Source organism: Providencia sp. PROV080, from assembly GCF_033688105.1.
In the GTDB taxonomy this organism is placed as follows: domain Bacteria; phylum Pseudomonadota; class Gammaproteobacteria; order Enterobacterales; family Enterobacteriaceae; genus Providencia; species Providencia zhejiangensis.
The window spans coordinates 1,428,855-1,454,656 of sequence record NZ_CP096346.1; the positions used below are offsets into that span (position 1 = coordinate 1,428,855).

Genomic DNA, 25,802 nt, shown 5'->3' on the forward strand with positions numbered 1-25,802 from the left:
AGCCCTTAAATATGTGGAAAAAGCTTCACCAACTTGCCATCCCAGTCAACCTCTATCAATTATGTGGACGATTGACACCTTGGTTTATTATTCTCAGTGTCATTTTTTTAGCACTAGGATGGGGGTGGGGATTCGGGTTTGCACCAACTGATTATCAGCAAAGTGATAGCTATCGCATCATGTACATCCATGTTCCTGCTGCAATGTGGTCCATGGGAATTTATGCCACGATGGCGATCATCGCATTTACTGGCTTAGTTTGGCAGATGAAAGTCGCTGAACTGGCGATTGCAGCCATGGCGCCAATTGGCGCTGTTTTTACCTTTATCGCTTTAGTCACTGGGGCGACATGGGGAAAACCGATGTGGGGTGCATGGTGGGTGTGGGATGCACGTTTAACTTCTGAGCTTATCCTCTTTTTCCTTTATGTCGGTATTATTGCTCTTTGGCATGCATTCGATGATCGTCGAACAGCCGGAAAAGCGGCTGCAATATTAGTGTTAATTGGTGTCATTAATTTACCGATTATTCACTATTCTGTTGAATGGTGGAATACACTGCATCAGCCGTCAACACGCATGCAGCAAAGTATTAATCCTGCGATGCGCACGCCATTGCGCTTAGCGATTCTAGGTTACCTATTTTTATTTATTTCTCTGACGCTGGTGCGTTTACGTAATCAACTCTTACTACTGGAACGTAATCGCCCGTGGGTTCTTGATATTGTGAACAAGAAGGGGCGCAAATCATGAGTAGTGCATTTGCATCTTGGAGCGATTTTTTTGCGATGGGAGGCTATGCATTTTATGTATGGCTAGCCGTCGCCTTGACGATTACCCCATTGTTGTTGCTGTGTATTCACACGGTGTTACAACGAAAAATGATAATTAACTCAATTATTGCACAGCAAGCAAGAGAAGCGAGACAAAAAGCGGCACGAGCGCGTCGGGAGGTTGAGTGAATATTCGTCGTAAAAATAGATTATGGCTAGTCTGTGCAATCCTGATTGGTGTGGGGTTAACGGTAGCATTATTACTTTATGCACTTCGCTCCAGTATTGATCTGTTTTATACGCCCGGAGAGATTATTTACGGAAAACGGGAAACACAACAGATACCCGAAGTCGGACAACGCTTACGTGTTGGTGGAATGGTGATGCCGGGCACTGTGCAGCGTGATCCTGATTCACTCAAAGTCACTTTTACCGTGTATGACGCTGAAGGGGAAGTTGACGTCAGCTATGACGGTATCTTGCCTGATTTATTCCGTGAAGGTCAGGGCGTTGTTGTGCAGGGCGAGTTGGCTGAAAATCACCATGTTATTGCGAAAGAAGTACTCGCTAAACATGATGAAAATTATACGCCACCAGAAGTTGAGCAAGCGATGCAAGAAAATCACCGCAGACCCGCGGCTGCTTATAAGGATAACGCGTCATGATCCCTGAGGTTGGAAACCTATTATTATGTCTAGCATTGGGGATTGCAGTATTACTGTCTGTCTATCCATTATGGGGCGTATCGCGGCATGATGAACGACTGATGCGTTCATCTAGGCCTTTGGCTTGGCTACTATTTTTGTGTGTCACGGGCGCTTTTTTGGTCTTGGTCAATGCATTCGTTGTGAATGATTTTTCTGTTACTTACGTCGCTAATAATTCCAATACGCAATTGCCGATCTGGTACCGTGTGGCGGCAACATGGGGAGCTCACGAAGGTTCCTTGCTGTTATGGGTACTGTTGATGAGTGGTTGGACATTTGCGGTCGCCTTGTGTAGCTATCGTATGCCACTGGATATTGTGGCACGCGTTTTAGCCGTGATGGGAATGGTCAGTGTAGGTTTTCTATTATTCATTATTTTTACCTCTAACCCATTTTCACGCACATTACCGTCTTTCCCAATTGAAGGTCGTGACCTCAACCCACTTTTGCAAGACCCCGGTTTGATTTTTCATCCACCATTATTGTACATGGGCTATGTCGGATTTTCGGTGGCTTTTGCGTTCGCGATTGCAGCGCTATTAAGTGGTCGCTTAGATAGTTCGTTTACGCGCTTTGCTCGGCCATGGACGATGGCAGCTTGGTTTTTCTTAACATTAGGGATCATGCTAGGTTCAGCTTGGGCTTATTATGAGCTAGGCTGGGGAGGCTGGTGGTTCTGGGATCCTGTTGAAAATGCCTCATTTATGCCTTGGTTAGTCGGAACCGCGTTAATACATTCATTGGCAGTCACTGAGCAGAGAGCCACTTTTAAGGCTTGGTCACTATTGTTGTCTATTTTTGCATTCTCACTCTGCTTACTTGGTACCTTCCTCGTTCGTTCTGGCGTATTGGTTTCTGTGCATGCTTTCGCTTCAGATCCTTCCAGAGGGTTATTTATTTTAGCCTTTATGGTGTTAGTGATTGGCGGTTCATTGCTGCTGTTCGCAGTGAGAGGGCACAAAGTGCGTTCACGCGTTAATAATGCGCTTTGGTCGAGAGAGTCGATGTTATTGGCTAATAACGTGATCTTAACAGCCGCCATGCTAGTGGTGTTATTAGGCACATTATTACCGCTGGTTCATAAACAAATCGGCCTTGGAAGTATTTCGATAGGCGAACCCTTCTTTAACACCATGTTTATTGCCTTGATGGTGCCATTCGCACTGTTATTAGGTATCGGGCCGCTGGTACGTTGGGGACGAGATCGCCCCGCATCAATTCGCAAATTATTACTGATTGCATTGTTAGTGACGTTGATTTTGTCATTTCTGTTACCGTGGCTCATGCAAGATAGATTTGAGGCGCTCACCATACTTGGCTTGATGATGGCTTGTTGGATAGCGATATTAGCCGTCGCTGAAATGCGAGTGCGTATTAGCAAAAAAATTAAGCTGACGCCGAGCTATTGGGGAATGGTATTTGCACATCTAGGTTTGGCGGTGACGATTGTTGGAATTGCCTTTAGCCAAAATTACAGCATTGAACGTGATGTTAAAATGAAACCGAACGAAAGTGTGGTTATCCGTGATTATACTTTTGTATTTAATGGGGTACATGAAGCAGATGGCCCTAACTATCAAGGTGTTATTGGTAATATTGATGTTAAAGAAAACGGCAAACTGCTGACAAAACTTCAGCCTGAAAAGCGTTTTTATAATACCAGTCGTGCAGTCATGACTGAAGCGGCTATTGATGGCGGTTTTACCCGAGACCTGTATGCGGCATTAGGTGAAGAAATCGGTCCAAATGTTTGGACGATGCGTCTTTACTATAAACCATTTGTACGTTGGATATGGTCTGGCGGCATCTTAATGGCTGTTGGTGCACTGTTCTGCCTGTTCGATCCACGTTATCGTCGCCGTAAACCTGTGCCGGAGGCTGTATGAGCCGCAAAGTATTTTTGATCCCATTGGTTATTTTTGCTGCAATTGCTGCGGTTTTATTATGGCAATTAATGCGGAATGCGGAAGGTGATGACCCACGCTTATTGGAGTCTGCTTTAGTCGGAAAACCTGTGCCTGTATTTCGTTTAGAGTCTTTGGAAAACCCTGGACAACATTACGAATCTAATGTCTTGATACAGGGTAAACCTATTTTATTAAATGTGTGGGCAACATGGTGCCCTACGTGTCGTGCAGAGCATAAGTACCTCAATGAACTTGCAGCTCAGGGGGTACGAGTGGTAGGCCTCAATTACAAAGATGATAGGCAAAAAGCCATTGTTTGGTTACGCGAGTTAGGTAATCCCTATGATTTAAGCCTATTTGACGGTGAAGGCATGTTAGGCCTTGATTTAGGCGTTTACGGAGCCCCAGAAACTTTTTTGATTGATGGCAATGGTATTATTCGCTATCGCCATGCAGGAGCGATGGATGAGCAAGTCTGGAATAAGGAAATGAAGCCGCTGTGGGATAGATATAGCAAGGAGGCCAATCAATGAAATACCTTATTGGCTTTTTGATGTTTCTGCTGACTGCTACGCATACTTTTGCAGCGACAGAGGTTTTTACCTTCGATAATGAGCAACAGGAGCAGCAGTTTCGTAAATTAACCGAGGAGCTACGCTGCCCTAAATGTCAAAATAATAGTATCGCTGATTCAAATTCTATGATCGCGTTAGACTTACGCCAAAAAGTGTATGAGCTAATGAAAGAAGGCAAAAGCCGTGACGAAATTGTTGATTATATGGTGGCGCGGTACGGTTATTTTGTCACTTATAATCCGCCGTTGACGCCATTAACACTGTTGTTATGGGGCTTACCTTTTGCCGCTATTATTGTGGGGGGATGGATTATCTATGCACGTTCTAAAAAGCGAATACGTATAAAGAGTGTTGCTGAGCATGAGCCGCAACTGGTTGATGCACTAGAATCAACACGCGCAAGTGGTTGGGTATATGTTCCTGGAGTGATTATTGCTGTTGGTATTGGGATTGCAGCTTATTATCAGGTAGGAAATTATAGCAAAGTTACCGATTGGAATTTGGCTTACCAGCAAGCTCCAGCTTTACTCGATAGGGCATTAGATCCGTCAGAGCCGCCATTAAATAATGAAGAAATGGAACGCCTTGCATTAGGACTACGTTCTCGGTTACAGGATGAACCTTTGAATGTGGATGCATGGGTGATGTTAGGTCGCATAGGCATGGCGTTAAATAACGCAACAATGGCGACAGATGCATATGGGCGTGCTTACCGTCTTAAACCCACAGATGATAACATTGCATTAGGCTATGCCGAGGTTTTAACCCGTTCTTCTGATCCGGAAGATAATCGGTTGGGGGGCGAGTTATTACGCAAATTGATCGCTGAAAATCGAATGAATGTGAAGGCACTCAGTATGTTTGCCTTTAATGCATTTGAACAAGAACGTTACGCTGAAGCAATCTCGGCTTGGCAGATGATGCTGAAGCTATTGCCTGAAAACGATCAGCGTAGACATGTTATTGAACGTAGTATTGAGCAAGCATTAATGATGATACATGAGAAAAAAGCGGCTCAGCAGTAGCGGGTTAAATTTTTCAACGAAATAAAAAAGGGGAGCTAAAGCTTAATGCTTGTCAGTTAAGTCATTAATATCGCCGTAACGGGTATCGTTGCGGCTTTTTCTTTACCGCCCTAGGGTAATGCCTTTGTCGTCGACTCGGTAGAACAAAACTTCTAGCCATTGCCAATATCCCATTAATGAATTTTGGTATGTTTCCCGGAGCAACCGCGGGAAGCAGGCTCAGTTGGGCACTCAGGTATATCGCAGTTTGTTTAAATCCCATCTGATAGGGCTCTGTATCTTTCAAGCTGTATGCCATCTGAGCCATCATAAACCGCAGTAAGTTATACGCGAGTACCATTCCCCATAACTCTTGATTTACTAAGACGGGCTTTTTGCTCCTCAATGTGAGTTCATTATTCAACATATGCTGCTTCATTTCTCTGAAGCCATGTTCTATTTCCCAACGATGCCCATACAGGTCGACAATATCGGCGTTGGGGTATCGAAGTGGATCACTCATTGATGTTAATATCTGAACCCTCTTCCCATTCACGTCTTTTGTTATCAATCGAGCTCTCAATATCATTGGAGCGTTAGTCCATTTTTTGCGTGCTTGAGGGGATAGACGTAATTCAACTAACTCATCTCCGGAGCCGAGTTTCTCTACGACTAGGTACTGTGAGCCTTTACGTAATGGGAGCATCCAGTGTTTCTCTACGCCAGAGGACTGCCAATGGTGAAGTAACCCCAGAGCATAAAATCCTTTATCAAAAATGGTCAGAGAACTATCCGGGGTTTGCTCTGTCAATTTGGCAGCAAGGCCAATTTCGCTCACCTCGGAAACGCTACCAAAATGTGCGCCCGAAATCAGATGGCTTGTGATCTCCATCTGGCAAACCATGCGAAGTTGCGGCCAATCAGAACGTGAGTGTTCATTGGCTGTTCGCCCAAATACGGCATCATTTTCAGGGGTATCTGGTGTACGCCATAATGTGCCATCGACAGCCATTAGGGTTAATCCGTTCCAGTGTGATAATGGCAGTTTATCAAGCCAGAGCTGACTTGTTTTCTCAAATACTTTACGGACTGCATCTTCCCCTAGCCGTTGACGTGCCTGAACAACGGCACTTGGTGCAACGAAAGGCCGGTTACCTGGTAAAACAATGTCTAAATGAGAAACGAGTTGCGCCATGGAAAGAGAACGAAAAAGGGACATTCCTGTTACAGCCCATACCATCATTTCCATCGGAAGACGGCGTTTTCTTATCGTAACAACCCCAGCATCCACGAGACATTCATCAATAAGTTCAGCGGAAAGGAGGTCCGAAAGGGCTGTAAATTCTGTTGGAGAGAAAGCCTGAACAGTCTCGAGTGCTTGGCTAAGTAACATAAAAAAATCCGTAATTTTTGGAATGATTACGGATTTTTGCAGAACTGTAGGATCGTTCAACTCATTATTTAGTTCTTAACTGATCGGCATTAGAGCTAAAGCTCCCTTTTTTTATTTTTCACGATAGATTTAATTTTAATGTCAATAGGTTACCTTTTACTGTGAGTTGTATTAGCCATCATTTTTCTGGTCAGGCAACGTGTGACAGGGTGCTGATTGGAGTGGAACCGAATTTTTTAGTCTACTGATGACATTTATAGGAAAAAATAAAATCAATGAAAATGCAAAAATTTGAATCGATTCAATTTTGAATTTAGCGGGTTAAAATTGAAAATTAAGTAATTTATTTATTTAAAACTCTTTATAATTAACTATTAGTGATAAGTTTATTTTTCTTTTTATAATTGATTGAAATAAATGTCTAATTTCATTTAATTTTGTTTTTTTATAATAAATCATATAGATGTTATTTTAATCTTAAATCAAATGATAATTAAATTAGCTAATGTTTTCTTATTTTATTTTGTATTTAAAATTAAATTTACCTTAACGTAATATGCTTTTGCTTTTTTTTGTTTTTATTTTTGTGTTTTTTGCTTTTTTTTGCTTTGTCTTGGGAACATATGATTATTATCACATTAAAATAACATTATCTGAATTAGAGTAAATGCCATGAGGTAAAATGGCATGAAAGCAGAACGACATAAAAAAATAATTAATTTTTTAAAAAATGCAGGCTCAGCAAAAGTTTCTGTTTTGTCGAAAGAACTGAATGTCACAAAAGAAACCATTAGAGCAGATTTAAATTCTTTGGCAAAAAAAGGAATTGTTAGCCGTTGCCATGGTGGCGCATTCATTGAATTTGAATCCCTAGATAAAGTTGCAAAAAAAGAAATTATACAATTTCTTGAATGTAACGATAGCCTTAATGAAATTACCAATAAGGATGATTCAGTGAACGGCAAAGTTTGTGTATTAGGTTCATTTAATGTTGATATGATAAGTTATTTGCCTCGATTACCAGAGGCTGGCGAGTCATTATTATCAAATAAATTTATATTTTCACCGGGTGGCAAAGGATGTAATCAGGCCTTAGCTGCAAGTTATTCAGACTCACAGGTACACTTTATTACTAAAATTGGTACTGACCAATTTAGTGATTATGCGGTGAATTTTATTTCATCATCAAAAATTAAGACATCAACTATTTATCAGACCGAAAAATTCCAAACAGGTACAGCATCAATTTTTGTTTCGGAAAATAGTGGCGAAAATATCATCTCAATTTATCCTGGCTCGAATATGGATATTAGTTCAGATGAAGTGAAAATCCAAAAAGATAAGATTATTAATTCTAATATTATCCTGTTGCAGCTTGAAACCAATATTGAGGCATTAAGGGAAATTATTTCAATAGGTAATGAATATAATATCCCAATTATTTTAAATCCAGCACCTTATAGTGACATTGCGATAGAGCTATTGGAAAAGGTCGATATTTTAACGCCAAATGAAACTGAAGCGAGTTTGCTCTCAGGTGTCAATGTTGTTGATATGGAATCTGCAAAAAAAGCGGCAGAAATTATTCATACCAAAGGTGTTAAGAAGGTTGTCATAACGCTGGGAAGTAAAGGTTCTATTGCTTATGATGGCAATAAATTCATTTACTCCCCCGCTTATACGGCAGTCGTTAAAAATACCGCAGGTGCAGGAGACGCGTTTAATGGTGCGTTGGCCGCATCATTAGCGAAAGGCAAACAGTTTTCTTATGCGTTGCGTTATGCCTCTGCATTTTCATCGCTTGCCGTAGAAACCAGTAATGCTTCAGAAATGCCTGAAGATATTAATGTGATGTATCGTATTAACCAAACAACCTACTCGCAGGTTGTTACTCAGTCCCCTGAATAATTCATATTCTGAAAGAGGAATAAAAATGAAAATTTTATTTATTGGTGAGTCATGGCACATTCATATGATTCATACTAAAGGCTACGACAGTTTTACTTCGAGTAAATATGAAGAGGGTGCGACATTTTTATTAAGCTGCCTAAGAAATAAAAATGTCGAAATTGATTATATGCCTGCTCATACCGTTCAAATGGCATTTCCTAAAACGGTAGAGGAATTGGAAAAATATGATGTTGTTGTCATCAGCGATATTGGTGCAAATACATTCCTATTACAGAATGATACTTTCTATAATATGAAAGTATTACCAAATGCACTGCAATTAATTAAGCAATACGTAATTAATGGTGGTGGGTTATTAATGATTGGTGGCTATTTGTCCTTTATGGGCATTGAAGCTAAAGCGAATTATAAAAATACGCTATTGGCGGATGTATTGCCAGTTGAAATGTTAGACGGTGATGACCGTGTTGAAACACCAGAAGGTATTTTTGCAACGCCAGTTAATTCTGCACACGATTCAGTTAAAGGTTTTGGCAATTGGCCAATGTTCTTAGGCTATAACAAAGTTAAAGCTAAAGATAATACTGAAACGGTTCTAAATATTGGCGAAGATCCATTATTAGTTTTCGGCGAATATGAAAAAGGTAAAACAGCCTGTTTTATGAGTGATTGCTCACCACATTGGGGAAGTAAAGAATTTATGGCTTGGGAACATTACTCTGATATGTGGGTAAATATTCTAAAAAAGATCGCTCGCTAATTAAAATATCATCAAAAGTAAAATAGCAAAAAAATAAGAAATTAAGTGTGGGGAGTTCCCCCGCACTTTGTACTCCGATTACAAAAATAATGACTCATAGTCAAAAATCCAAAAGGAATATTTTATGAGTGCAAAAAGTTATTCTACACCTTTACTGATGATAGCAACGGTTTTAGCCGGTATGTTATCGCCAATGCAATCTGCTGTTAATGGGCAACTAGGGGATGTATTAAAAGACGGTAATGCCAGCGCTGTGATTTCTTTCGCCAGCGGTTTAGTTGTGATGTTTTTTATTATCATAGCTAAAAAACAGACCAGACAACAATTTGCTGCCATTCCCAGTTTAATTAAACAACGTAAAATTCCATTATGGAACTGGTTTGCAGGTTTATGTGGCGCAATGGTCGTCTTCTCTGAAGGGGCTTCTGCGAGTGCTCTGGGGATCGCAACATTCCAAACCGCATTGATTTCAGCACTATTATTATCAGGCTTACTGTGTGACCGTTTTGGGATCGGTATTGACGAGAAAAAACCGTTTACCACTTTCCGTGTATTAGGGGCTGTTTTTGCTGTTGTTGCCACCTTATTTGTTGTTTCACCGCAATGGCATTCGACGTCAGCGATTTACTTAGCCATTCTTCCATTCTTAGCCGGTCTCTTAGCTGGATGGCAGCCTGCGGGTAACTCGAAAGTTGCAGAAGCGACAGGGTCAATGATGGTCTCTATCACTTGGAACTTTATTGTTGGCTTCACCGTTTTAACCGTCGCGCTGGTGATTCGTATGGCGCTGGGTCACATCACCCTTGAATTACCAGGTGTGTGGTGGATGTATCTCGGTGGACCATTAGGACTTATGTCTATCGCATTAATGGCTATATTGGTTCGTGGATTAGGATTGTTAATGTTAGGGGTGGCATCAACAGCAGGGCAATTACTCGGTTCTGTGCTGATTGATTTATTGCTGCCATCACTGGGAAATACTGTTTATCTAGTGACGATCATTGGAACTCTATTTGCACTCGTCGGTGCGATTATTACGACTATTCCTGAATTTAAAGAAGCAAAGGCTGCAAAAACAGCAGGAGTATAAAATGAAAGGTTATATTCAGACAGTAACTGGACCAGTTAAAAAAGAAGATATGGGTTTGACTCTTCCCCATGAACATCTGTTTAACGATTTATCAACGGTAGTCGATGAACCTTTTTATGATTTCTCACATGTCTTAGTCGATAAAAAAGTCAGTGCGGATATTCAGTGGGGGCTTAAACATGATCCATATTGCTGCTGTGACAATATGGATAAAAAACCCATCGATGATGTGATTTATGAAGTGAATAACTTCAAAGAGCTTGGAGGGAAAACCTTAGTTGATGCAACAGGCTCTGAAGCGATTGGTCGTGATGTCCGTCAATTACGTGAAGTGGCGATAAAAACAGGTATTCATGTTGTTGCTTCCTCGGGGCTATATATCGAGAAATTTGAAGGCGAGCGTCTGGTTAAAAGCATCGATGAGATGGCCAAAATGATCGATGATGAATTAAATATTGGTATTGATGGCACGGATATTCGAGCAGGTATGATTGGTGAGATTGGGGTGTCACCATTTTTTACTGAGGGCGAAAAAAATAGCCTTAGAGCAGCATCTGTAGCACAGCTAGCCAACGACCATGTTTCTATGAATATTCATATGCCAGGCTGGCAACGTCGTGGTGATGAGGTATTGGATATCTTAATTAAAGAAATGGGTGTTAACCCCGCTAAAATCTCATTGGCACATTCAGATCCCTCCGGAAAGGATATCGATTATCAACGTCGTATGTTGGACAGAGGCGTATGGCTTGAATTCGATATGATAGGTCTTGATATTTCCTTTCCAAAAGAAGGGGTTGCGCCAACCGTTACTGAAACGGTTGATGCAGTCTATAAACTGATCGAGTTGGGATACAGTAACCAGATTGTTTTAAGTCACGATGTTTTCTTAAAACAGATGTGGGCTAAAAATGGTGGAAATGGTTGGGGATTTGTTCCCAATGTTTTCTTATCGTTATTGGCGAAAAAAGGTGTTGATAAAGCAACGCTAGATCGTTTATGTATCGATAACCCAGCTAATTTACTCACTTAATCAGTCACCCTTTGTTATTCGTTTTTTATTTTGCGGCGATAGCGTAATAGCGATTGCCGCTTTTTATTGGATCTTTTGAAACGAAGCGTGAAGCACATTTTCTATCTTATGGGTAACATTATTGACAAAAAACGATAACAACCAGAAGGTAAATAGGATACACTTTTGCCCGTTAAAAAATAAAAACAGATATGACGGAAAAACGTTGCACCTGCAAGCTAAATATAGACAACTCGCCGCTTATCTTGCGCTTCTTGCTGTCGCAATGCTGTTTATTGCCCCATTGATATCAAAATCAATGATGCAGATGGCAGACTGCTCTCTTGTGGATAGTCAGGCACAACATGCGATGCACCATGCGCATCAAGGGATGCCATTGCCAGAAGAATGCCATGCAAGTGGTATGATGAATCACCTGCTTATGTCAGGCGTTGGGTTATCTCCAATGGAAGACATTGCTTGTGGCTATTGTCAGCTATTGATTCATTTCCCATTTATCATTTTGTTTATTGCAGTGGTTATTCGCCAACTGCTCACTTTAACGATTGACTTACCCTTAGAACCTTGTGTTCGCCTTTATCTATTTCGACCTTGGTCTCTACGCTTTGCACGAGCGCCGCCTACACACTTTTCTTCTTAATTATTGAAAAATATTAAATTTAATCTGTCACATTTGCCGTATTAAGTGCAAAGGGTGCGCTTTATCTTGAATTTGGCTTGGCCAATTCAGGCGGCATTGTTACGTCATAAAGAAAAGAACTAGGCAAAATAATGAAAAAAGAAAATTTGGTCATCGCACCTGTCGCAATATGGGTTGCTACTGCGCTTATTGCAAATACAGCATTCGCTCATGAAGAAAATCAAAGTAAATTCTCAGACAGCGCGGTGATGATAGTGACAGCACCTGTTGATTCACCACTGCTGATAAGTACATCACCAAAAACACCTCGGCAGCCAGTGCCTGCAAGTGATGGTTCTGATTATTTAAAAACCATCCCCGGTTTTTCGCAGATTCGTAATGGTGGAACCAATGGCGACCCAGTATTTCGAGGTATGTTTGGCTCTCGATTACGTATTTTAACCAACAACAGTGAAATGTTGGGGGCTTGTCCATCACGTATGGACGCTCCTACGTCTTATATATCACCAGAAAACTTTGACTTACTGACAATGATTAAAGGGCCACAGTCTGTTTTGTGGGGACCTGGAAACTCAGCGGGAACTATCCGTTTTGAGCGTGAAAAGCCAGTATTTGATAAAGCGGGCATTCAAGGAAATGCGAGTGCGTTAGTCGCATCAAATCAGCGTTGGGATACGAATGCGGATGTCAGTATGGGCAATGAAAAGGGTTACTTACGTTTGATTGGTAACAAATCGCGTTCGAATGACTATAAAGATGGGGATGGTAATAAGGTGCCATCAAAATGGGATAAATGGAATGCCGATGTAGCCCTTGGTTGGACCCCTGACGAGTATACGTTATTAGAACTTACCGCGGGGAAAGGGGATGGAGAAGCGCGTTATGCCGGCCGTGGAATGGATGGTTCGCAATTTAAGCGTGAAAGCTTAGGTATGCGTTTTGAAAAAACGAACATTAGTACTCATTTTGATAAATTAGAAGCCAACCTGTATTACAACTACGCGGACCATATCATGGATAATTACTCATTGCGTGATACCAGTGGCTCTGCGGGAAGTGGCTCAGGTCATATGGGACATATGATGGGCGGTGGTCATGGCATGATGAACATGCCAATGAAGATGCGTGTTGATCGTAAAACCGTCGGTGGTAGGGTCATGGGAACTTGGCTGTGGAGTGATTATGAACTGCGCGCTGGTGCTGATATGCAAAGTAACACACATCGTAAAGAGAGCAATGATCACTGGAATAAAGATGCACAATTTCAAGATTACGGTATTTTTGGTGAGCTGACATGGGATGCCAACGAACATGGAAAAGTTGTTACAGGTGCCCGAGCAGATAGGGTCTTAGTGGATAATGATACTACGATTGGCTCATCTGGCCGTAATACCGTGATGCCGGCTGGTTTTGTGCGTTATGAACATTCGTTGTCGGATATGCCAGTCATGTTGTACGCGGGGGTGGGTTATACCGAGCGATTCCCTGATTATTGGGAGCTGTTTTCACCAACCTATGGCCCTGATGGTACAACGAATGTATTTGATCATTTAAAAACTGAAAAAACGACTCAGTTAGATATCGGTGCAAAATATCATCACGAAAAAACCAGTGCATGGGTTTCTGCTTATATTGGCCGTGTGGATGACTTCATTTTATTCCGTTATAACCCACATAATTCACGAGAAAGCCAAGTTGAAAACGTTAATGCCATGATTATGGGGGGAGAACTGGGTGTTGCTCATAAATTAACGGATGAATGGAAAGCGGATGTGAGTCTTGCCTATGCTTGGGGAGAGAATCGTAGTGATCGACAACCATTACCACAGATGCCTCCATTAGAGACGCGTTTCGGGTTATCTTGGGAGAAAAATGATTGGACTGCGACAGGGTTAATGCGTGTTGTTAGCAGCCAACATCGTGTTGCAATCAATGATGGTAATGTCGTGGGTAAAGATTTTGGTCGTAGTGCTGGTTTTACTATTTTCTCTCTTAATACCGCTTATCGTGTTAACGATCATATGAAGTTAAGTGCTGGTGTGGATAATCTGTTTGATAAAAACTATAGCGAACACCTCAATTTAGCAGGTAATAGTGGATTTGGTTATTCATCTAATGAACCTGTAAATGAGCCTGGTAGAACGTTTTGGGCTAAATTAAACTTAACTTTTTAATTAGATATTACGGATTGAAAGTAAAATAGCCGATAGTGATATCGGGTATTTCAAACGACTGACAAAGCCCTCGTTTTTTGAGGGCTTTGATCTTATAAGGTCAGTATAAATAATGTGCTAACCGATTGGTTAAAAGAAGCATTCCCCCAACAATATCAGTTCGCAGCCCTTGCGGTGAATGAACTGATTTCTGAAGAGCGCCTTGTTAGAAAAATCGATATCGCGATGAGGCTTGAATTTATTTTTGATGTCTTCGCAATACAGGGTGGCTTCCTCTCTTTCATTGCGGTCAGTGCTTTTTTACTGACAGTGTCAGTGATTGTCCCGCCGAAAATAAAAACGCAGGCCTGATTGTCACACAATAAACCATGACTTTTGGGCAAAATAAAAAGCAATAACCAGAGTTTTTACACTTTCAAAGCACAGTACATTGAGCTCATCATCGTCAATGAGGTATCTAACATGCTACTTAAAGGTAAAACGGCAATTATTACTGGCGCATCTTCAGGCATTGGTCGCTCTATTGCCATCATGTTCGCACAGAACGGGGCTTCTGTTTGTTTGACTGGCCGGCGTGAAGAAGAGCTTCAGCGAGTGGTAAGTGAGATCCGTTCTGCGGGGGGAACGGCGATTTATTATGTTGGAGATGTGTGTTTAGAAAAAACGCATAAGGGAATATCAGACCTAATATCTCAAGAGTTTGGTCAGTTGGATATTGCGATTAACAATGCCGGTATGGTCGGGCCAATAAAACCCGTTGCCGAGTTCGATCTCAATGAATGGAATCAAGTTCAGAATACAAATTCTACCGCTGCGTTCTTAGGGGTTAAACACCAGATACCCTTGATGGTTAAATCGGGTGGTGGCTCGATCATATTCACATCCAGTTTTGTTGGCAGTCGTGTTGGGCTTCCCGGAATGAGCAGTTATGGTACGGCAAAAGCGTCCTTGCTGGCATTAGCTAAAGGTATCGCTGCGGATTATTCCGATAAGAAAATACGGGCAAACGTTATTTTACCGGGTGGGGTTAACACGGACATGGCAGGAGATCAGCAACAGCGTGAATGGGCTGCCAATTTACATGCAATGAAGCGGTTAGCTGAACCGGAAGAAATTGCATCTTCAGCGTTGTTTCTGGCGAGCTCTATGTCGAGCTTTATGACTGGGGCTTCACTGTATGTTGATGGTGGCGTTTCAGTGTGCAAATAAGTTTTCTTTCAGAGTAAAAAGCCCCTACAGTAGGGACAAAATACCATCGGGGTCGCATATCGGAGTCATGGTAGTTTTTCCCTTGGAACGAAATGACGTCAGTCGTTAAACGGCGAATAAACCCCATGCAAAAAGCATGAGGCTCGTCAGTGGTCTAAAATACCCGATAGTGATATCGGGTATTTTATAAAAGAACGATGGATAGCGCTAAATATGGTTAGCGGCCAATATCTCTCAGGGCATGACCTTTCATTAAATTTTCTTCAATATGCTCTAATGAAACATTCTTTGTTTCAGGCACAAAGTAGAGTGTGACAATAATAAATAGGGCGTTCAGTGCCGCGTAAACCCAAAATGTATTGGTGTCTCCTAATGTTGATAGCAATGTTAGGAAGGTTGCACTGACAATCATATTGGCTATCCAGTTTGATGTAGTGGAACAAGTGATACCAAAATCACGTCCTCTCAAAGGTTGAATTTCAGAACAGAGCACCCACATAACGGGTCCTGCACTCACAGCAAAGCCAATAATAAAGATTAATAAAAAGGCGATGCTAGTGTACTGTGATAATTGAGAGTGAGCATCGAATGATAATAAGTAGGCAAGAAAACCGATACTGATTGCCATGACACTAAAGCCAAAGGTTAATAATTTTTTCCGTCCGAAACGGTCAACAATCGAAATCGCAAAAATAGTGGCGATGACGTTGACGAGACCAATGAGAACGGTGCCATACATTTGCTGCACGGTACTTTCAAAACCAGCGAGCGAAAAAATTTTGGGCGCATAATACATAATGACATTAATACCGGTCAGTTGTTGCATAAATTGTAATGCAATCCCCAAAAAGACAGTGCGGCGGAAATTACTGTTGCTTTTGAATAATCCAAATCCAGTTTGTTTTACTTTTAAGCTGTTAAATATATCCTCTAATTCTTGTATTGCTTCAGTTTCTGATTTCCTTAATTTTAATAAAATAGCTTTGGCATCATTAGACCTATTTTTGCTGGCTAACCAACGAGGGCTTTCGGGTAAAAAAGTGACGCCAATAAATAACAGAACAGCAGGAATAGCGGTTATTCCCAGCATCCAACGCCATGCATGATCATAACTAAAAGCAGTATCAGAAATAAAAGCCAGTAAAATACCAATAGTAATCATTAACTGATACATAGAGATCATCCCACCCCGGATCTTTTTAGGTGCAATTTCTGATAAATAAGCGGGGGTCGTGAATGATGAAATACCAATAGCGAGTCCTAATATGACTCTTGAAAAAATAAGTATATTGGCATTGGGTGAAAAAGCAGAACCTAACGCACCGATAATAAATAATATTGAGCTAATTAATAAACTTTTCTTTCTTCCCCCCAAAGAAGATAACCAGCCACTAATAATTGCACCGGCGGCTGCACCGAACATCATTGAGCTAACGACGAGTTCTTGTTGGGTTGAAGATATATCAAACTGCTGACTTATAAAGGGAAGGGCGCCAGAAATAACACCGGTATCTAAACCAAAAAAAAGGCCTGCTAGCGCGGCGAGTAAGCCGACAAAGATAACCATAAGACCCGTTGGTGTATTATTTTTAACCATGATCATTAGTCCCTTATCGTAAAGTTAGATTATTATTTATCTGTCCTTTCAAAAGATAAGACTCAGATTTATCCTAACGCGATATTTATCTATTTTCAATGGGAGATAGTTATATTAAATATTAACCTTATTTAAACAACATTCAAATAAATATGTGGAATGATACAATATAGTCGTTATTGGAACATCATTTATTGATGTTTGTTTTGATAATGAAATTGATATTTATTAATGTTAATGATCATAAAAGTATTCAACGTTATTTATGTCAAAATAGCTGTATACAGAAGATGGGGAATTAACGATTAACTCACATGAACATTTTATTCTAAATCTAAAATGTCTTTTTTGTATCATCAATATATTGAATTAAATAATAGACTACATTTGAATGACGATTTTATCGGTAATTGATAGAGCTTATGATGATGGTTGATAATGAGTCATCATTCTATTTGAGGAGCTTTTGAATTTATGATTGATGTATTTTTATTGCTTCAGTCCATATAAACGAATATGTATTATCGGCAATATTACTGCGGTTGTTTTGTTTTTTTATTAACGTTCAGGATGGGAGTCATAACCCCTCGCGTTGCGAAGGGCAATGATAGTGTCAGATAATGACGGGAATATAATAGTTTAGCTCTTTAAGGTAGGTACGAGGACTATTAAGAAATGATTGGTAATTAGGCTTAGTTTTTAAGACATAGTTTTCAATGTCACAGCCTTCGCCTCTCGCTATATCCATACTCGCGAGGACTTTCCCATAAACAGTGTAGATGATATCGTTGTAATCGATGCCATGAAGCTCATCGCAGGTAAACTTAATTTGTAAATAGTCACCATCAGGGAGAGTCATCGTTTTGGGATTAAAGGCGACAGTATCAAGGTCATCCTCATCCAATGCAGTGGTATAACAAAATTGTCCTTCCTGCGAGTCGATCGTATCAACGCCATGAATTGCATATAAATTAGTGGTAACGCATTGGGTTTCACTGAGGAATTCTCGCCAGTAATAGCGTCTGAGTTCTTCGGTTTTAAAATTCCACTCATTAATCCCTTTTGTATACCGGTGCTGTTTGCCGATAAGTGTAATGGGCTCTAACTTGGTTAGGCTAACCTCAACACTAAATTCTTTGCTTTCCCTTAATGGCAAACAAAAGCCTTCAATTTTCCAGCCTGTTCTTTTGCGATATTCAGAAGGTGTGACATTGAACTGTTTTTTAAAGGCTCGACAAAATGTTTGTTGCGAGTCAAATCGATAACGCAAAGAGATATCCATAATGCTATCGTTTGTGAGCCGAAGAGCCACTGCTGAACAAGATAAACGTCTAGCACGGATATAGGAACCTAAGGCAAGCCCTGTTTGGTTTTTAAATAGGCGTTGGAAATGCCATTTAGTATATCCTGATTTTTCAGCAACAGTATCTAAAGATAGGCGAGACTCTAAATTTTTCTCGATCCAAAGAATAATTTCTCTGATAACACTTTCTTGAAGCATGATGACCCTTTTAAATCGGCTTTGTCCAAGATCTAAAATAAAGATAGAGTGAACATGATTTGGACTTTTTAGGCTATACCAAAATACATTCCAGTCGGCATCAGGATAGCATGCCGACTGAGAATTTTTTTAAATAGTTGTGAAGTTAAGTAAGTTTATGACTAAAATCACACCTAACTTAAATTATTAGTCCAATCTAAATCATATACTCACAAAATGATAGGGTTAATTTGCCAAATTTGAGAAGCATAGTCTTTTATCGTTCTATCTGACGAAAAAAATCCCATATTGCAAATATTTTGTGCAACTTTGGCTTGCCAAGCTAATGGGTCTTGATATAGATGATCGACCTGTTCTTGCGTATTAATGTAGCTACGATAATCTGCAAAGAGTAAATATTGATCGCCGCCATCTAATAAGCTATGCGTTAAATCTTGATAAAAATTAGGGGAATCAGGTTTAAAATAGCCGTTCGCAATTTGGTCTATGACCTGTTTTAGTTCCGTATCATTTTCATAATACCAGCGTGGGTAATAGTAGTTTTGCTTGATTTGTTTCACTTTATCAATGGTATTCCCGAATATGAAAATATTATCAGGACCGACATGCTCACGAATTTCAACATTGGCGCCATCTAATGTGCCTATTGTTAACGCCCCATTTAGCGCAAATTTCATATTACCCGTTCCCGACGCTTCAGTACCCGCGAGAGATATTTGTTCAGAAAGATCGGTCGCAGGGATAATTTTTTGTGCCAAACTGACACTGTAATCAGGGATAAAAACGACTTTTAGGCGTGAATCAATGCGTTGGTCATTATTAATAACGGTAGCAACATCGTTGATAAGATGAATAATTTTTTTAGCCGCGCTATAGGATGAGGCCGCTTTACCTGAAAAAATCACCACACGAGGTACCCAATTTTTTTCAGGGTTAGCTAATATTCGATTATAGCGAGTAATGACATGCAGCAAATTTAATAGCTGGCGCTTATATTCATGGATGCGTTTGATTTGTACATCAAATAAGGCTTCGGGATTGATAACAATTTGCTGAGTTTGTGCAATAAAGTGCGCCAATTTCATTTTGTTACTTTTTTTCACTTGGCTCAATTTGTCTAAGAACTGTGGGTAATCTATCCAGTGTTTCAGTTCGCAGAGCTGCGGTAAGTCAACTAACCATTGTTGGCCAATATAACTTTCTATCATCGACGTGAGTTCAGGGTTCGCAATGGCTAACCAACGTCTAGGTGTAATGCCATTGGTGATATTGCAAAATTTATTGGGAAAAATTTTAGCAAAGTCAGCAAAGAGAGAATCCGTCATTAACTGGCTATGTAGCTTAGAGACACCATTCACTTTATGGCTGACGATAGCTGCTAGCCAAGCCATTCGAACGAGCTGTCCATGCTCTTCATTAATGATGGAAACACGTCGAGGAAGTTCATAATCATGTGGAAACTCTTGGCTAACATGCTGTAAAAATTCATCATTAATTTGATAAATGATTTGCAAATGGCGCGGTAGAATTTTACGGATCATTTCAACTGGCCAAGTTTCCAGCGCTTCACTCATTAAAGTATGGTTTGTATAAGAAAATACTCTTTTTGCCAGAGTCATTGCTTCTTGCCAACTCACTTGGTGTTTATCGACCAGTAGTCGAATAAGCTCCGGAATAGCAAGAACAGGATGCGTATCATTTAAATGAATGGCTACTTTGTCCGCTAAGTTATCCCAACGTTTATACACTAGCCAGTGTCGATAAAGTATGTCTTGAACTGAAGCAGAAACAAGAAAAAATTCTTGCTTTAAGCGTAGTTCTTTTCCTGAATAGGTAGAGTCGTTAGGGTAAAGAACGCGGGAAACATTCTCAGAGTCATTTTTTTTCTTTACCGCTGAATAATATTCGCCATCATTAAAAATTTGTAGGTCGAACTCATCGCTTGCTTTAGCGCTCCATAGACGGAGCGTATTGGTTGCTTCAGTATTATAGCCGGGAATGATTTGATCATAAGCAATGGCGATAATATCGTTAGTTTTTACCCATTGATAACGACCTTCTTCTTCGACTACATGGCCTTCAAATTGTATTTGATAGCGACTTTCTGTTCGAGGAAACTCCCAAGGATTTCCATGAGCAAGCCAGTCGTCTGGACATTCAATTTGCTGGCCATTACGAATGGTTTGTTTAAACATGCCGTATTCATAACGAATGCCATAGCCGCCACCGGGTAGGTTCAGTGTGGCTAGAGAGTCTAAAAAGCAAGCTGCTAGCCTCCCTAAACCCCCATTACCTAGACCTGGGTCTGTTTCTTGCTCTAACAACTGTTCGAAATCGAATCCGAGTTCAGTCACTACTTGAGTCAGGTCATCATACATATTCATTGAAATCAATGCATTGGATAATGAGCGCCCAAGTAAAAACTCCATCGATAAGTAGTAAACTTGCTTAACCTGCTGCGAATAGGTTGCTCGATTAGTTGTCATCCAACGGTTTACAACCCGATCGCGTATCGCCAATAAAATAGCCTCTAACCATTCCCTTTGCGTTGCAATATAAGGTTCTTTGCCAATCACAAATTTCAATTTATAGATAATCGAGCTTTTTAGTGCCTCTTGTGTCACTTGGGGAGAATGACATTCATAAACAAAATGGGTGCTCACAATTTCATTCCTTATTCATGATTCAAATTATCTAACATTTCTTTTGTGACAAGAACGATACCCTGTTCAGTTCGGTAGAAACGTTGACTATCTTCTTCAGGATTTTCACCAATGACTGTATTTTCAGGAATAATACAGCCTCGATCGATAATACAACGCCGCAGACGTGATGAACGTCCAACATTGACGCCGGGGAGTAAAATAGAAGATTCAATATTGCAAAATGAGTTAACTCTTACACGAGGGAATAATACGGAATGGATAACAATAGAGCCTGAAATAATACAGCCGCCTGCAACCAGTGAGTTCATCGTCATTCCATGGCTTCCAGAACGATCTTGCACAAATTTTGCTGGCGGTAATGGTTCCATATAAGTTCGAATCGGCCAGTTTCGGTCATACATATCTAACTCAGGTGTCACAGATGCTAGATCAAGTGTCGCGGACCAATAAGCTTCTAAGGTGCCGACATCGCGCCAATAAGGGGGAACATTGCTATTACTTGTGACGCATGAATATTCAAAGGGATGTGCGAGAGCTTCTCGGCGAGCAACAATTTTGGGAATGATATCTTTTCCGAAATCATTACTCGAATTGGGGCAAATACTATCGTCCTCAAGCATTTTGTAGAGATAATCACTATTAAAAATGTAGATCCCCATGCTGGCTAAACATGAATCGGGAGACGCTTTTAATACAGGAGGATGCTGAGGTTTTTCATGGAATTGAGTGATCCAGCGGTTATCATCAATTTCCATTATACCGAATTGATGGGCTTCTTCTTTTTTTACTTTAATACAAGCAACGGTAAATTTTGCGTCGTTATTTACATGATCGAGCAACATGCGAGAGTAATCCATCTTATAGATGTGATCACCGGCAAGGATCACGACATACTCAGCATCATAATTACGAATAATATCCATGTTCTGATAGACGGCATCAGCGGTGCCTTTATACCAGTGATCTGTTATTTCTCGCTGTTGTGCCGGAAGTAAATCGACAAACTCATTCATCTCTTCATTGAAAAAAGACCATCCTCTTTGTATATGTTGGACTAATGAATGAGATTGATATTGGGTGATGACACCAATACGTCTAATTCCAGAATTTAGACAATTGGATAATGCGAAATCGATAATACGAAATTTTCCCCCAAAGTGAACGGCGGGTTTAGCGCGTTTGAGGGTTAAACCTTTAAGACGTGTACCTCTACCACCAGCAAGGATTAGGGCAACTGATTTTTGAGGTAAATGACGTGCTAACATCATCATATTATTCATATCATTATGAGACATACCTTAGAACTCTCCAAAATGAACAAATTGTTATTTAAAGATTCCCCAGTTGCTGCATATATTTTATATTTGTTCTTTTTAATTCAGTGACCTAACTATTGTGTTATTCACTGTTTACAATTGGTTATCACTTTCCAGATATAATATAAATCTTTGAAATCATTTTATGACGGTTATTTATCTAATAATGATGACTATTTTTGATTTTTATGCTTTTTATCATCAATAATATACTAGACTTTGAGAATTAAAATATGACTTTAAATGTTTTTTTATTAAAAAAAATTAATAGTCTGAAATCAATAGACATAAAATGTCACAAAATTTAAAGGTAAACTTACTTAATTCGATTATAATATAGAACTAATCTTATAGTTACTTTTCGAAATGGAAATAAAATATTAATAATAAACATATTAAAAATATGTGTTATAGTCTTTTAAAGACATTCCCAAATTGAATAATACGAAATTAGGATACGTTTTTTTTGTGATTAGTGTCACAATACGTTTTCGGTAATAACATAGCTTGCTTTTAATTTTTTCTAATGTAATTCAAGTTGTTATTATTTTATCTCTAGTATTATTCTTTTGTGGATAATCGTAATTGGAAGGTTTTTTTAGCGTAATTGTTTAATTTAAATCAATTAAATTATAGGGATTGAATGTTAATTTACGCACCATAAAACTAACTGCACTTCGATTATATTTTAGGGGGTTATTATGCAAAAAGATAATATTGCAAAAATGCTAGGTATCAAAATTCGTAAACAAAGAGAAAGTCATAAAATGACGTTAAAGCAAACAGCGCGATTGATTGGTGTTTCAGAGGATCAAATGTGCCGTTTTGAAAGTGGCGAAAGTTGTATTGACGTCGATTCATTATTTCAGTTTGCCTGCTTATTTAATTTAGAGCCAACCACGTTTCTATATGGGGTTGTTAACGTTAACGTAGGTACTCGGTGCACTCTCCATTAAAGGGATAACATATCGCAAGGAAGGTATAAATATCTTGTGAGCACTATCAGTAAAACCACTAGGATTAAACATAGCGAGATACTATGAGAAAGTTAATCGGACCGGAAGAAATTACAGAGCGTCTGCGGTTACTCTGTTTCTTCCGGGCTTGATTGTTCAATATAGTAATATTACTTAATTAATCTAGATTTAATCAAAAAAAACAATCAATAAAGTTATAATTATTAATGTTATTAATTCGTATTGATTATGTTTTTAATCATTAAATAAATTTACTTAATTTAAGTTGTGTTAAAATAGATTCAGTCATTTGATTAACCAGTAATAACTGAGTAGTTACCCGTATTTTGTTTATTTTATGTAAACTTAATATGAAATAATCAAGTTGCTTTATCATCAATGAGTTTTCGTCAATAATTGAATTTTGATTATTGAACATTAGAAAATTCTCGAATTGAAGATCATGATGGTGTTGTTTTAATGACAATTTATCTGAAACATTACCTGTATTAAAAAACAGTTCAAATGAAACGAGAAAGCCATCATTATTTTTAAGGTTAATAATTAATACATCGCCGGCTTCAATATTAGATAGCGGACGAGAGTATTGAACAGATGAGGTATCGAATTTAAAGTCAGGAAGTGAATTGAGTAATAACGTCACTTTTTCTGCAATTAATGAGCGTAATTTAGCTTTAGAAAGCGGGTCATTTTGATCAATTTGCCTATGGGCTGATAAACGTAATAAGCCACTATCGGGTATACTTTTGTTCGATAATATTGCTTTAACTTTGTCGTATTGGTTAGAAAAGAGTAATACGTTACTTTGACAAATATTAGCATCGTTTTGTTTGGCTAATTTTAATAAATCGTTAAATTCATTAGTTCCATAATTTGGAACATTATTAAGTAATATATTTTTACCTGAATGAATAGTGGCCTGAATAATAAATTTTAATAATTCATCACTACAGACGGAGGTGACAATAACGGTATCAACAGCATCATTTTCTATCAGCTGTTCAATTTTTCTTTTTTGACAAATGAAGTAAGAAGCGGAAGGAAGGGGAGACTCAAGCACACAGACGGATTTAAGTTCACAATGGTGTTGGCTATGTAATATTGCCTGCGTATACCATTGGTTATGCCTAGGCGAGCCGATAAGGCCAATACCCGTCTTGTTTAACGAAACAAGCGCATGTTGCTGTTCAAGCAAGCGAAGGTGGCCAAAGAGATAGAGAAAGTGTGTATTCATGTGATCATTCCTCACCGAAAGATTAGTTTCAGGTGTTTACATTATTTCAACATAACAGTGTGGAATAATAATTCCATTATTATTTTTATTGAAATTGATGTTTTCTGATGGGTGTCACAATTTTATTATCGCTGATAATAAATCCATATTGGATTAAATAAACTCTCTATATTCAATTGGTTATGAGATTTTTAATCTATAAATCTATTGTGTGTTTCGATATTTATCGGTCTTTCTGCTGTTAATAAGGATTAATAATCGTATTTTTTATTATATCTTATTGATATTTAAAAAAATTAATTAATTTTATTGTGTGGGGAGTAGAGAAAGGCGTTTAATATAACGTGAGTCTGTTGGGCTTAGTCACAACGGAGGTATTTGTGAGTAAAGCCCATTTTCGATTAAACCAGTTTACTGCCTTGTCGATAAGCCAGCGCAACCGTGAGCGATTGTACTAGGCAAAGTGTTGCGGATTGGGAACGGAATGCATCAACCTGCGCTTCTTTGATAACAAAGCAAACATCACTAAAACTTGCGAGTGGGCTAATTTGGCTATCCGTGATCACGATTTGTTTGGCACCAGTCTGTGCTGCTTTTTCGCTGACCATAATGGTTTCTTCAGCATAAGGTGTAAAACTAATTGAAATGACAACGTCATTTTCACCAATTCGACTTATTTGCTCTTTGAACATACCACCAAGACCGTCAATTAATTGAGGGCGGCACTCTAAATGGCTAAGAGCATAACTTAAATAAGTGGCAACACTGAAGGAACGGCGTAAGCCAATGATATAAACATTATTTGCTTCAGATAAAAGCGTTACTGCCTTTTCTAAATCTTCAGCTGGCGTTCTGGCCGCCATTTGTTGTAATGCTTGCGCATTGGAGTGTGCAAATTCTTTTAAGATCTGAGCGGGATCATCGCTGAGTTCTTGGTCACTATCCATTTCACGAAATAAGCGAGCGCGATCAGTATAGCTTGCTGTCTCTTCAACTAAATTCATACGAAACAATTGTTTCATTTCATTAAATCCACTGAAATTAAATGCATTGGCAAAGCGGATTAAAGTTGAAGGTGGAACATTGGCTTCTTTAGCGATGACCGCCACAGTATCAAATGCCACGCTATTCGTGTTATCCAGCACATAGCGTGCTACTTGTTGCAGCCGTTTACTTAGTTCATCGTAACGGGAGCGAACTTGCTCCTGAAATTCATTCAAATTCGATGCAGTTGACATAAAACCTCCGTGACTAGGCTATTGATTGTAGTTATTTTCAGCCGTTAGTCGAATGTTTTTGAAAAACTAATCCGACCAAATGGAATAATCAATTCATA

General features: G+C 39.4%; 22 protein-coding genes. 15 read left to right on the forward strand and 7 right to left on the reverse strand.

The window, feature by feature from the left end:
• Nucleotides 1-11 precede the first annotated feature (11 nt).
• The 6 genes from M1F03_RS06155 to M1F03_RS06180 are packed head-to-tail and all read left to right on the forward strand — an operon-like array spanning nt 12 to nt 4,986.
• Complete coding sequence (locus tag M1F03_RS06155) at nt 12-752, forward strand: heme ABC transporter permease (RefSeq protein ID WP_154623890.1); 741 nt, start codon at nt 12-14, stop codon at nt 750-752.
• Nucleotides 749-961: a heme exporter protein CcmD gene (gene ccmD, locus M1F03_RS06160; protein WP_154623891.1), complete on the forward strand. Its 213-nt coding sequence runs from the start codon at nt 749-751 to the stop codon at nt 959-961. Before M1F03_RS06155 ends, ccmD begins: the two co-directional genes overlap by 4 nt.
• Complete coding sequence (gene ccmE / locus M1F03_RS06165) at nt 958-1,437, forward strand: cytochrome c maturation protein CcmE (protein ID WP_163860862.1); 480 nt, start codon at nt 958-960, stop codon at nt 1,435-1,437. Before ccmD ends, ccmE begins: the two co-directional genes overlap by 4 nt.
• Entirely contained in the window at nt 1,434-3,365 is a 1,932-nt protein-coding gene (locus M1F03_RS06170; protein WP_154623892.1) for a heme lyase CcmF/NrfE family subunit, read from the forward strand. The genes ccmE and M1F03_RS06170 overlap by 4 nt, the downstream gene beginning before the upstream one ends.
• Nucleotides 3,362-3,919 (forward strand): thiol:disulfide interchange protein DsbE, encoded by a 558-nt coding sequence (gene dsbE / locus M1F03_RS06175; protein WP_163860864.1) that lies wholly within the window; start codon nt 3,362-3,364, stop codon nt 3,917-3,919. The genes M1F03_RS06170 and dsbE overlap by 4 nt, the downstream gene beginning before the upstream one ends.
• A complete protein-coding gene (locus M1F03_RS06180; RefSeq protein WP_251463802.1) occupies nt 3,916-4,986 on the forward strand; it encodes a cytochrome c-type biogenesis protein CcmH in 1,071 nt (356 codons plus the stop codon). The genes dsbE and M1F03_RS06180 overlap by 4 nt, the downstream gene beginning before the upstream one ends.
• Nucleotides 4,987-5,050: 64 nt before the next feature.
• On the opposite strand, the gene M1F03_RS06185 is transcribed toward M1F03_RS06180, so the two are convergent.
• On the reverse strand, nt 5,051-6,358 hold the full coding sequence (locus M1F03_RS06185; protein WP_251465252.1) for an IS4 family transposase: 1,308 nt from the start codon (nt 6,356-6,358) through the stop codon (nt 5,051-5,053).
• Nucleotides 6,359-7,045: 687 nt separating this feature from the next.
• On the opposite strand from M1F03_RS06185, the gene M1F03_RS06190 reads away from it, so the two are divergent.
• The 8 genes from M1F03_RS06190 to M1F03_RS06225 all read left to right on the forward strand — a co-directional run bounded on the left by M1F03_RS06190 (nt 7,046) and on the right by M1F03_RS06225 (nt 15,175).
• Complete coding sequence (locus tag M1F03_RS06190) at nt 7,046-8,266, forward strand: PfkB family carbohydrate kinase (RefSeq protein WP_154635595.1); 1,221 nt, start codon at nt 7,046-7,048, stop codon at nt 8,264-8,266.
• Nucleotides 8,267-8,291: 25 nt separating this feature from the next.
• Nucleotides 8,292-9,029 (forward strand): glutamine amidotransferase, encoded by a 738-nt coding sequence (locus M1F03_RS06195; protein ID WP_318840107.1) that lies wholly within the window; start codon nt 8,292-8,294, stop codon nt 9,027-9,029.
• A gap of 124 nt (nt 9,030-9,153) precedes the next feature.
• Nucleotides 9,154-10,119, forward strand: a complete 966-nt coding sequence (locus M1F03_RS06200) for a DMT family transporter (protein ID WP_154622002.1) — start codon at nt 9,154-9,156, stop codon at nt 10,117-10,119.
• A gap of 1 nt (nt 10,120) precedes the next feature.
• Nucleotides 10,121-11,152, forward strand: a complete 1,032-nt coding sequence (locus M1F03_RS06205) for a phosphotriesterase (RefSeq protein WP_154622001.1) — start codon at nt 10,121-10,123, stop codon at nt 11,150-11,152.
• 265 nt (nt 11,153-11,417) lie between these two features.
• The gene (locus M1F03_RS06210; RefSeq protein ID WP_375097492.1) at nt 11,418-11,792 is read left to right on the forward strand and encodes a DUF2946 domain-containing protein; all 375 of its coding nucleotides are present in this window, start codon (nt 11,418-11,420) and stop codon (nt 11,790-11,792) included.
• Nucleotides 11,793-11,923: 131 nt separating this feature from the next.
• The gene (locus M1F03_RS06215) at nt 11,924-13,966 is read left to right on the forward strand and encodes a TonB-dependent copper receptor (RefSeq protein WP_154621999.1); all 2,043 of its coding nucleotides are present in this window, start codon (nt 11,924-11,926) and stop codon (nt 13,964-13,966) included.
• 114 nt (nt 13,967-14,080) lie between these two features.
• A complete protein-coding gene (locus tag M1F03_RS06220; protein ID WP_154621998.1) occupies nt 14,081-14,317 on the forward strand; it encodes a hypothetical protein in 237 nt (78 codons plus the stop codon).
• Nucleotides 14,318-14,428: 111 nt separating this feature from the next.
• Nucleotides 14,429-15,175 (forward strand): SDR family oxidoreductase, encoded by a 747-nt coding sequence (locus tag M1F03_RS06225; protein WP_251463804.1) that lies wholly within the window; start codon nt 14,429-14,431, stop codon nt 15,173-15,175.
• A 217-nt stretch (nt 15,176-15,392) separates the two neighbouring features.
• Here M1F03_RS06225 and M1F03_RS06230 read toward each other — a convergent pair whose 3' ends face one another.
• From M1F03_RS06230 to glgC, 4 genes are all read right to left on the reverse strand, one after another.
• Nucleotides 15,393-16,772, reverse strand: a complete 1,380-nt coding sequence (locus tag M1F03_RS06230; RefSeq protein WP_154621996.1) for a sugar porter family MFS transporter — start codon at nt 16,770-16,772, stop codon at nt 15,393-15,395.
• A 613-nt stretch (nt 16,773-17,385) separates the two neighbouring features.
• A complete protein-coding gene (locus M1F03_RS06235; protein ID WP_163860868.1) occupies nt 17,386-18,273 on the reverse strand; it encodes a helix-turn-helix domain-containing protein in 888 nt (295 codons plus the stop codon).
• A gap of 209 nt (nt 18,274-18,482) precedes the next feature.
• Nucleotides 18,483-20,936 (reverse strand): glycogen/starch/alpha-glucan family phosphorylase, encoded by a 2,454-nt coding sequence (gene glgP / locus M1F03_RS06240; protein WP_251463806.1) that lies wholly within the window; start codon nt 20,934-20,936, stop codon nt 18,483-18,485.
• Between the two features lie 11 nt (nt 20,937-20,947).
• Nucleotides 20,948-22,234, reverse strand: a complete 1,287-nt coding sequence (glgC, locus tag M1F03_RS06245; RefSeq protein WP_196713394.1) for a glucose-1-phosphate adenylyltransferase — start codon at nt 22,232-22,234, stop codon at nt 20,948-20,950.
• A 722-nt stretch (nt 22,235-22,956) separates the two neighbouring features.
• On the opposite strand from glgC, the gene M1F03_RS06250 reads away from it, so the two are divergent.
• Complete coding sequence (locus tag M1F03_RS06250; protein ID WP_154635594.1) at nt 22,957-23,211, forward strand: helix-turn-helix domain-containing protein; 255 nt, start codon at nt 22,957-22,959, stop codon at nt 23,209-23,211.
• 262 nt (nt 23,212-23,473) lie between these two features.
• On the opposite strand, the gene M1F03_RS06255 is transcribed toward M1F03_RS06250, so the two are convergent.
• A complete protein-coding gene (locus M1F03_RS06255) occupies nt 23,474-24,466 on the reverse strand; it encodes a hypothetical protein (protein ID WP_251463808.1) in 993 nt (330 codons plus the stop codon).
• Between the two features lie 401 nt (nt 24,467-24,867).
• The gene (locus tag M1F03_RS06260) at nt 24,868-25,704 is read right to left on the reverse strand and encodes a MurR/RpiR family transcriptional regulator (RefSeq protein WP_196713392.1); all 837 of its coding nucleotides are present in this window, start codon (nt 25,702-25,704) and stop codon (nt 24,868-24,870) included.
• Nucleotides 25,705-25,802: the final 98 nt, after the last annotated feature.

Bases quoted from the DNA above. Each gene is read 5' to 3' on its own strand.
- M1F03_RS06155 (WP_154623890.1), top strand. From the start codon at position 12: ATGTGGAAAAAGCTTCACCAACTTGCCATCCCAGTCAACCTCTATCAA.
- ccmD (WP_154623891.1), top strand. From the start codon at position 749: ATGAGTAGTGCATTTGCATCTTGGAGCGATTTTTTTGCGATGGGAGGC.
- M1F03_RS06170 (WP_154623892.1), top strand. From the start codon at position 1,434: ATGATCCCTGAGGTTGGAAACCTATTATTATGTCTAGCATTGGGGATT.
- dsbE (WP_163860864.1), top strand. From the start codon at position 3,362: ATGAGCCGCAAAGTATTTTTGATCCCATTGGTTATTTTTGCTGCAATT.
- M1F03_RS06180 (WP_251463802.1), top strand. From the start codon at position 3,916: ATGAAATACCTTATTGGCTTTTTGATGTTTCTGCTGACTGCTACGCAT.
- M1F03_RS06185 (WP_251465252.1), bottom strand. From the start codon at position 6,358: ATGTTACTTAGCCAAGCACTCGAGACTGTTCAGGCTTTCTCTCCAACA.
- M1F03_RS06190 (WP_154635595.1), top strand. From the start codon at position 7,046: ATGAAAGCAGAACGACATAAAAAAATAATTAATTTTTTAAAAAATGCA.
- M1F03_RS06195 (WP_318840107.1), top strand. From the start codon at position 8,292: ATGAAAATTTTATTTATTGGTGAGTCATGGCACATTCATATGATTCAT.
- M1F03_RS06200 (WP_154622002.1), top strand. From the start codon at position 9,154: ATGAGTGCAAAAAGTTATTCTACACCTTTACTGATGATAGCAACGGTT.
- M1F03_RS06205 (WP_154622001.1), top strand. From the start codon at position 10,121: ATGAAAGGTTATATTCAGACAGTAACTGGACCAGTTAAAAAAGAAGAT.
- M1F03_RS06210 (WP_375097492.1), top strand. From the start codon at position 11,418: ATGCTGTTTATTGCCCCATTGATATCAAAATCAATGATGCAGATGGCA.
- M1F03_RS06215 (WP_154621999.1), top strand. From the start codon at position 11,924: ATGAAAAAAGAAAATTTGGTCATCGCACCTGTCGCAATATGGGTTGCT.
- M1F03_RS06225 (WP_251463804.1), top strand. From the start codon at position 14,429: ATGCTACTTAAAGGTAAAACGGCAATTATTACTGGCGCATCTTCAGGC.
- M1F03_RS06230 (WP_154621996.1), bottom strand. From the start codon at position 16,772: ATGGTTAAAAATAATACACCAACGGGTCTTATGGTTATCTTTGTCGGC.
- M1F03_RS06235 (WP_163860868.1), bottom strand. From the start codon at position 18,273: ATGCTTCAAGAAAGTGTTATCAGAGAAATTATTCTTTGGATCGAGAAA.
- glgC (WP_196713394.1), bottom strand. From the start codon at position 22,234: ATGTCTCATAATGATATGAATAATATGATGATGTTAGCACGTCATTTA.
- M1F03_RS06250 (WP_154635594.1), top strand. From the start codon at position 22,957: ATGCAAAAAGATAATATTGCAAAAATGCTAGGTATCAAAATTCGTAAA.
- M1F03_RS06255 (WP_251463808.1), bottom strand. From the start codon at position 24,466: ATGAATACACACTTTCTCTATCTCTTTGGCCACCTTCGCTTGCTTGAA.
- M1F03_RS06260 (WP_196713392.1), bottom strand. From the start codon at position 25,704: ATGTCAACTGCATCGAATTTGAATGAATTTCAGGAGCAAGTTCGCTCC.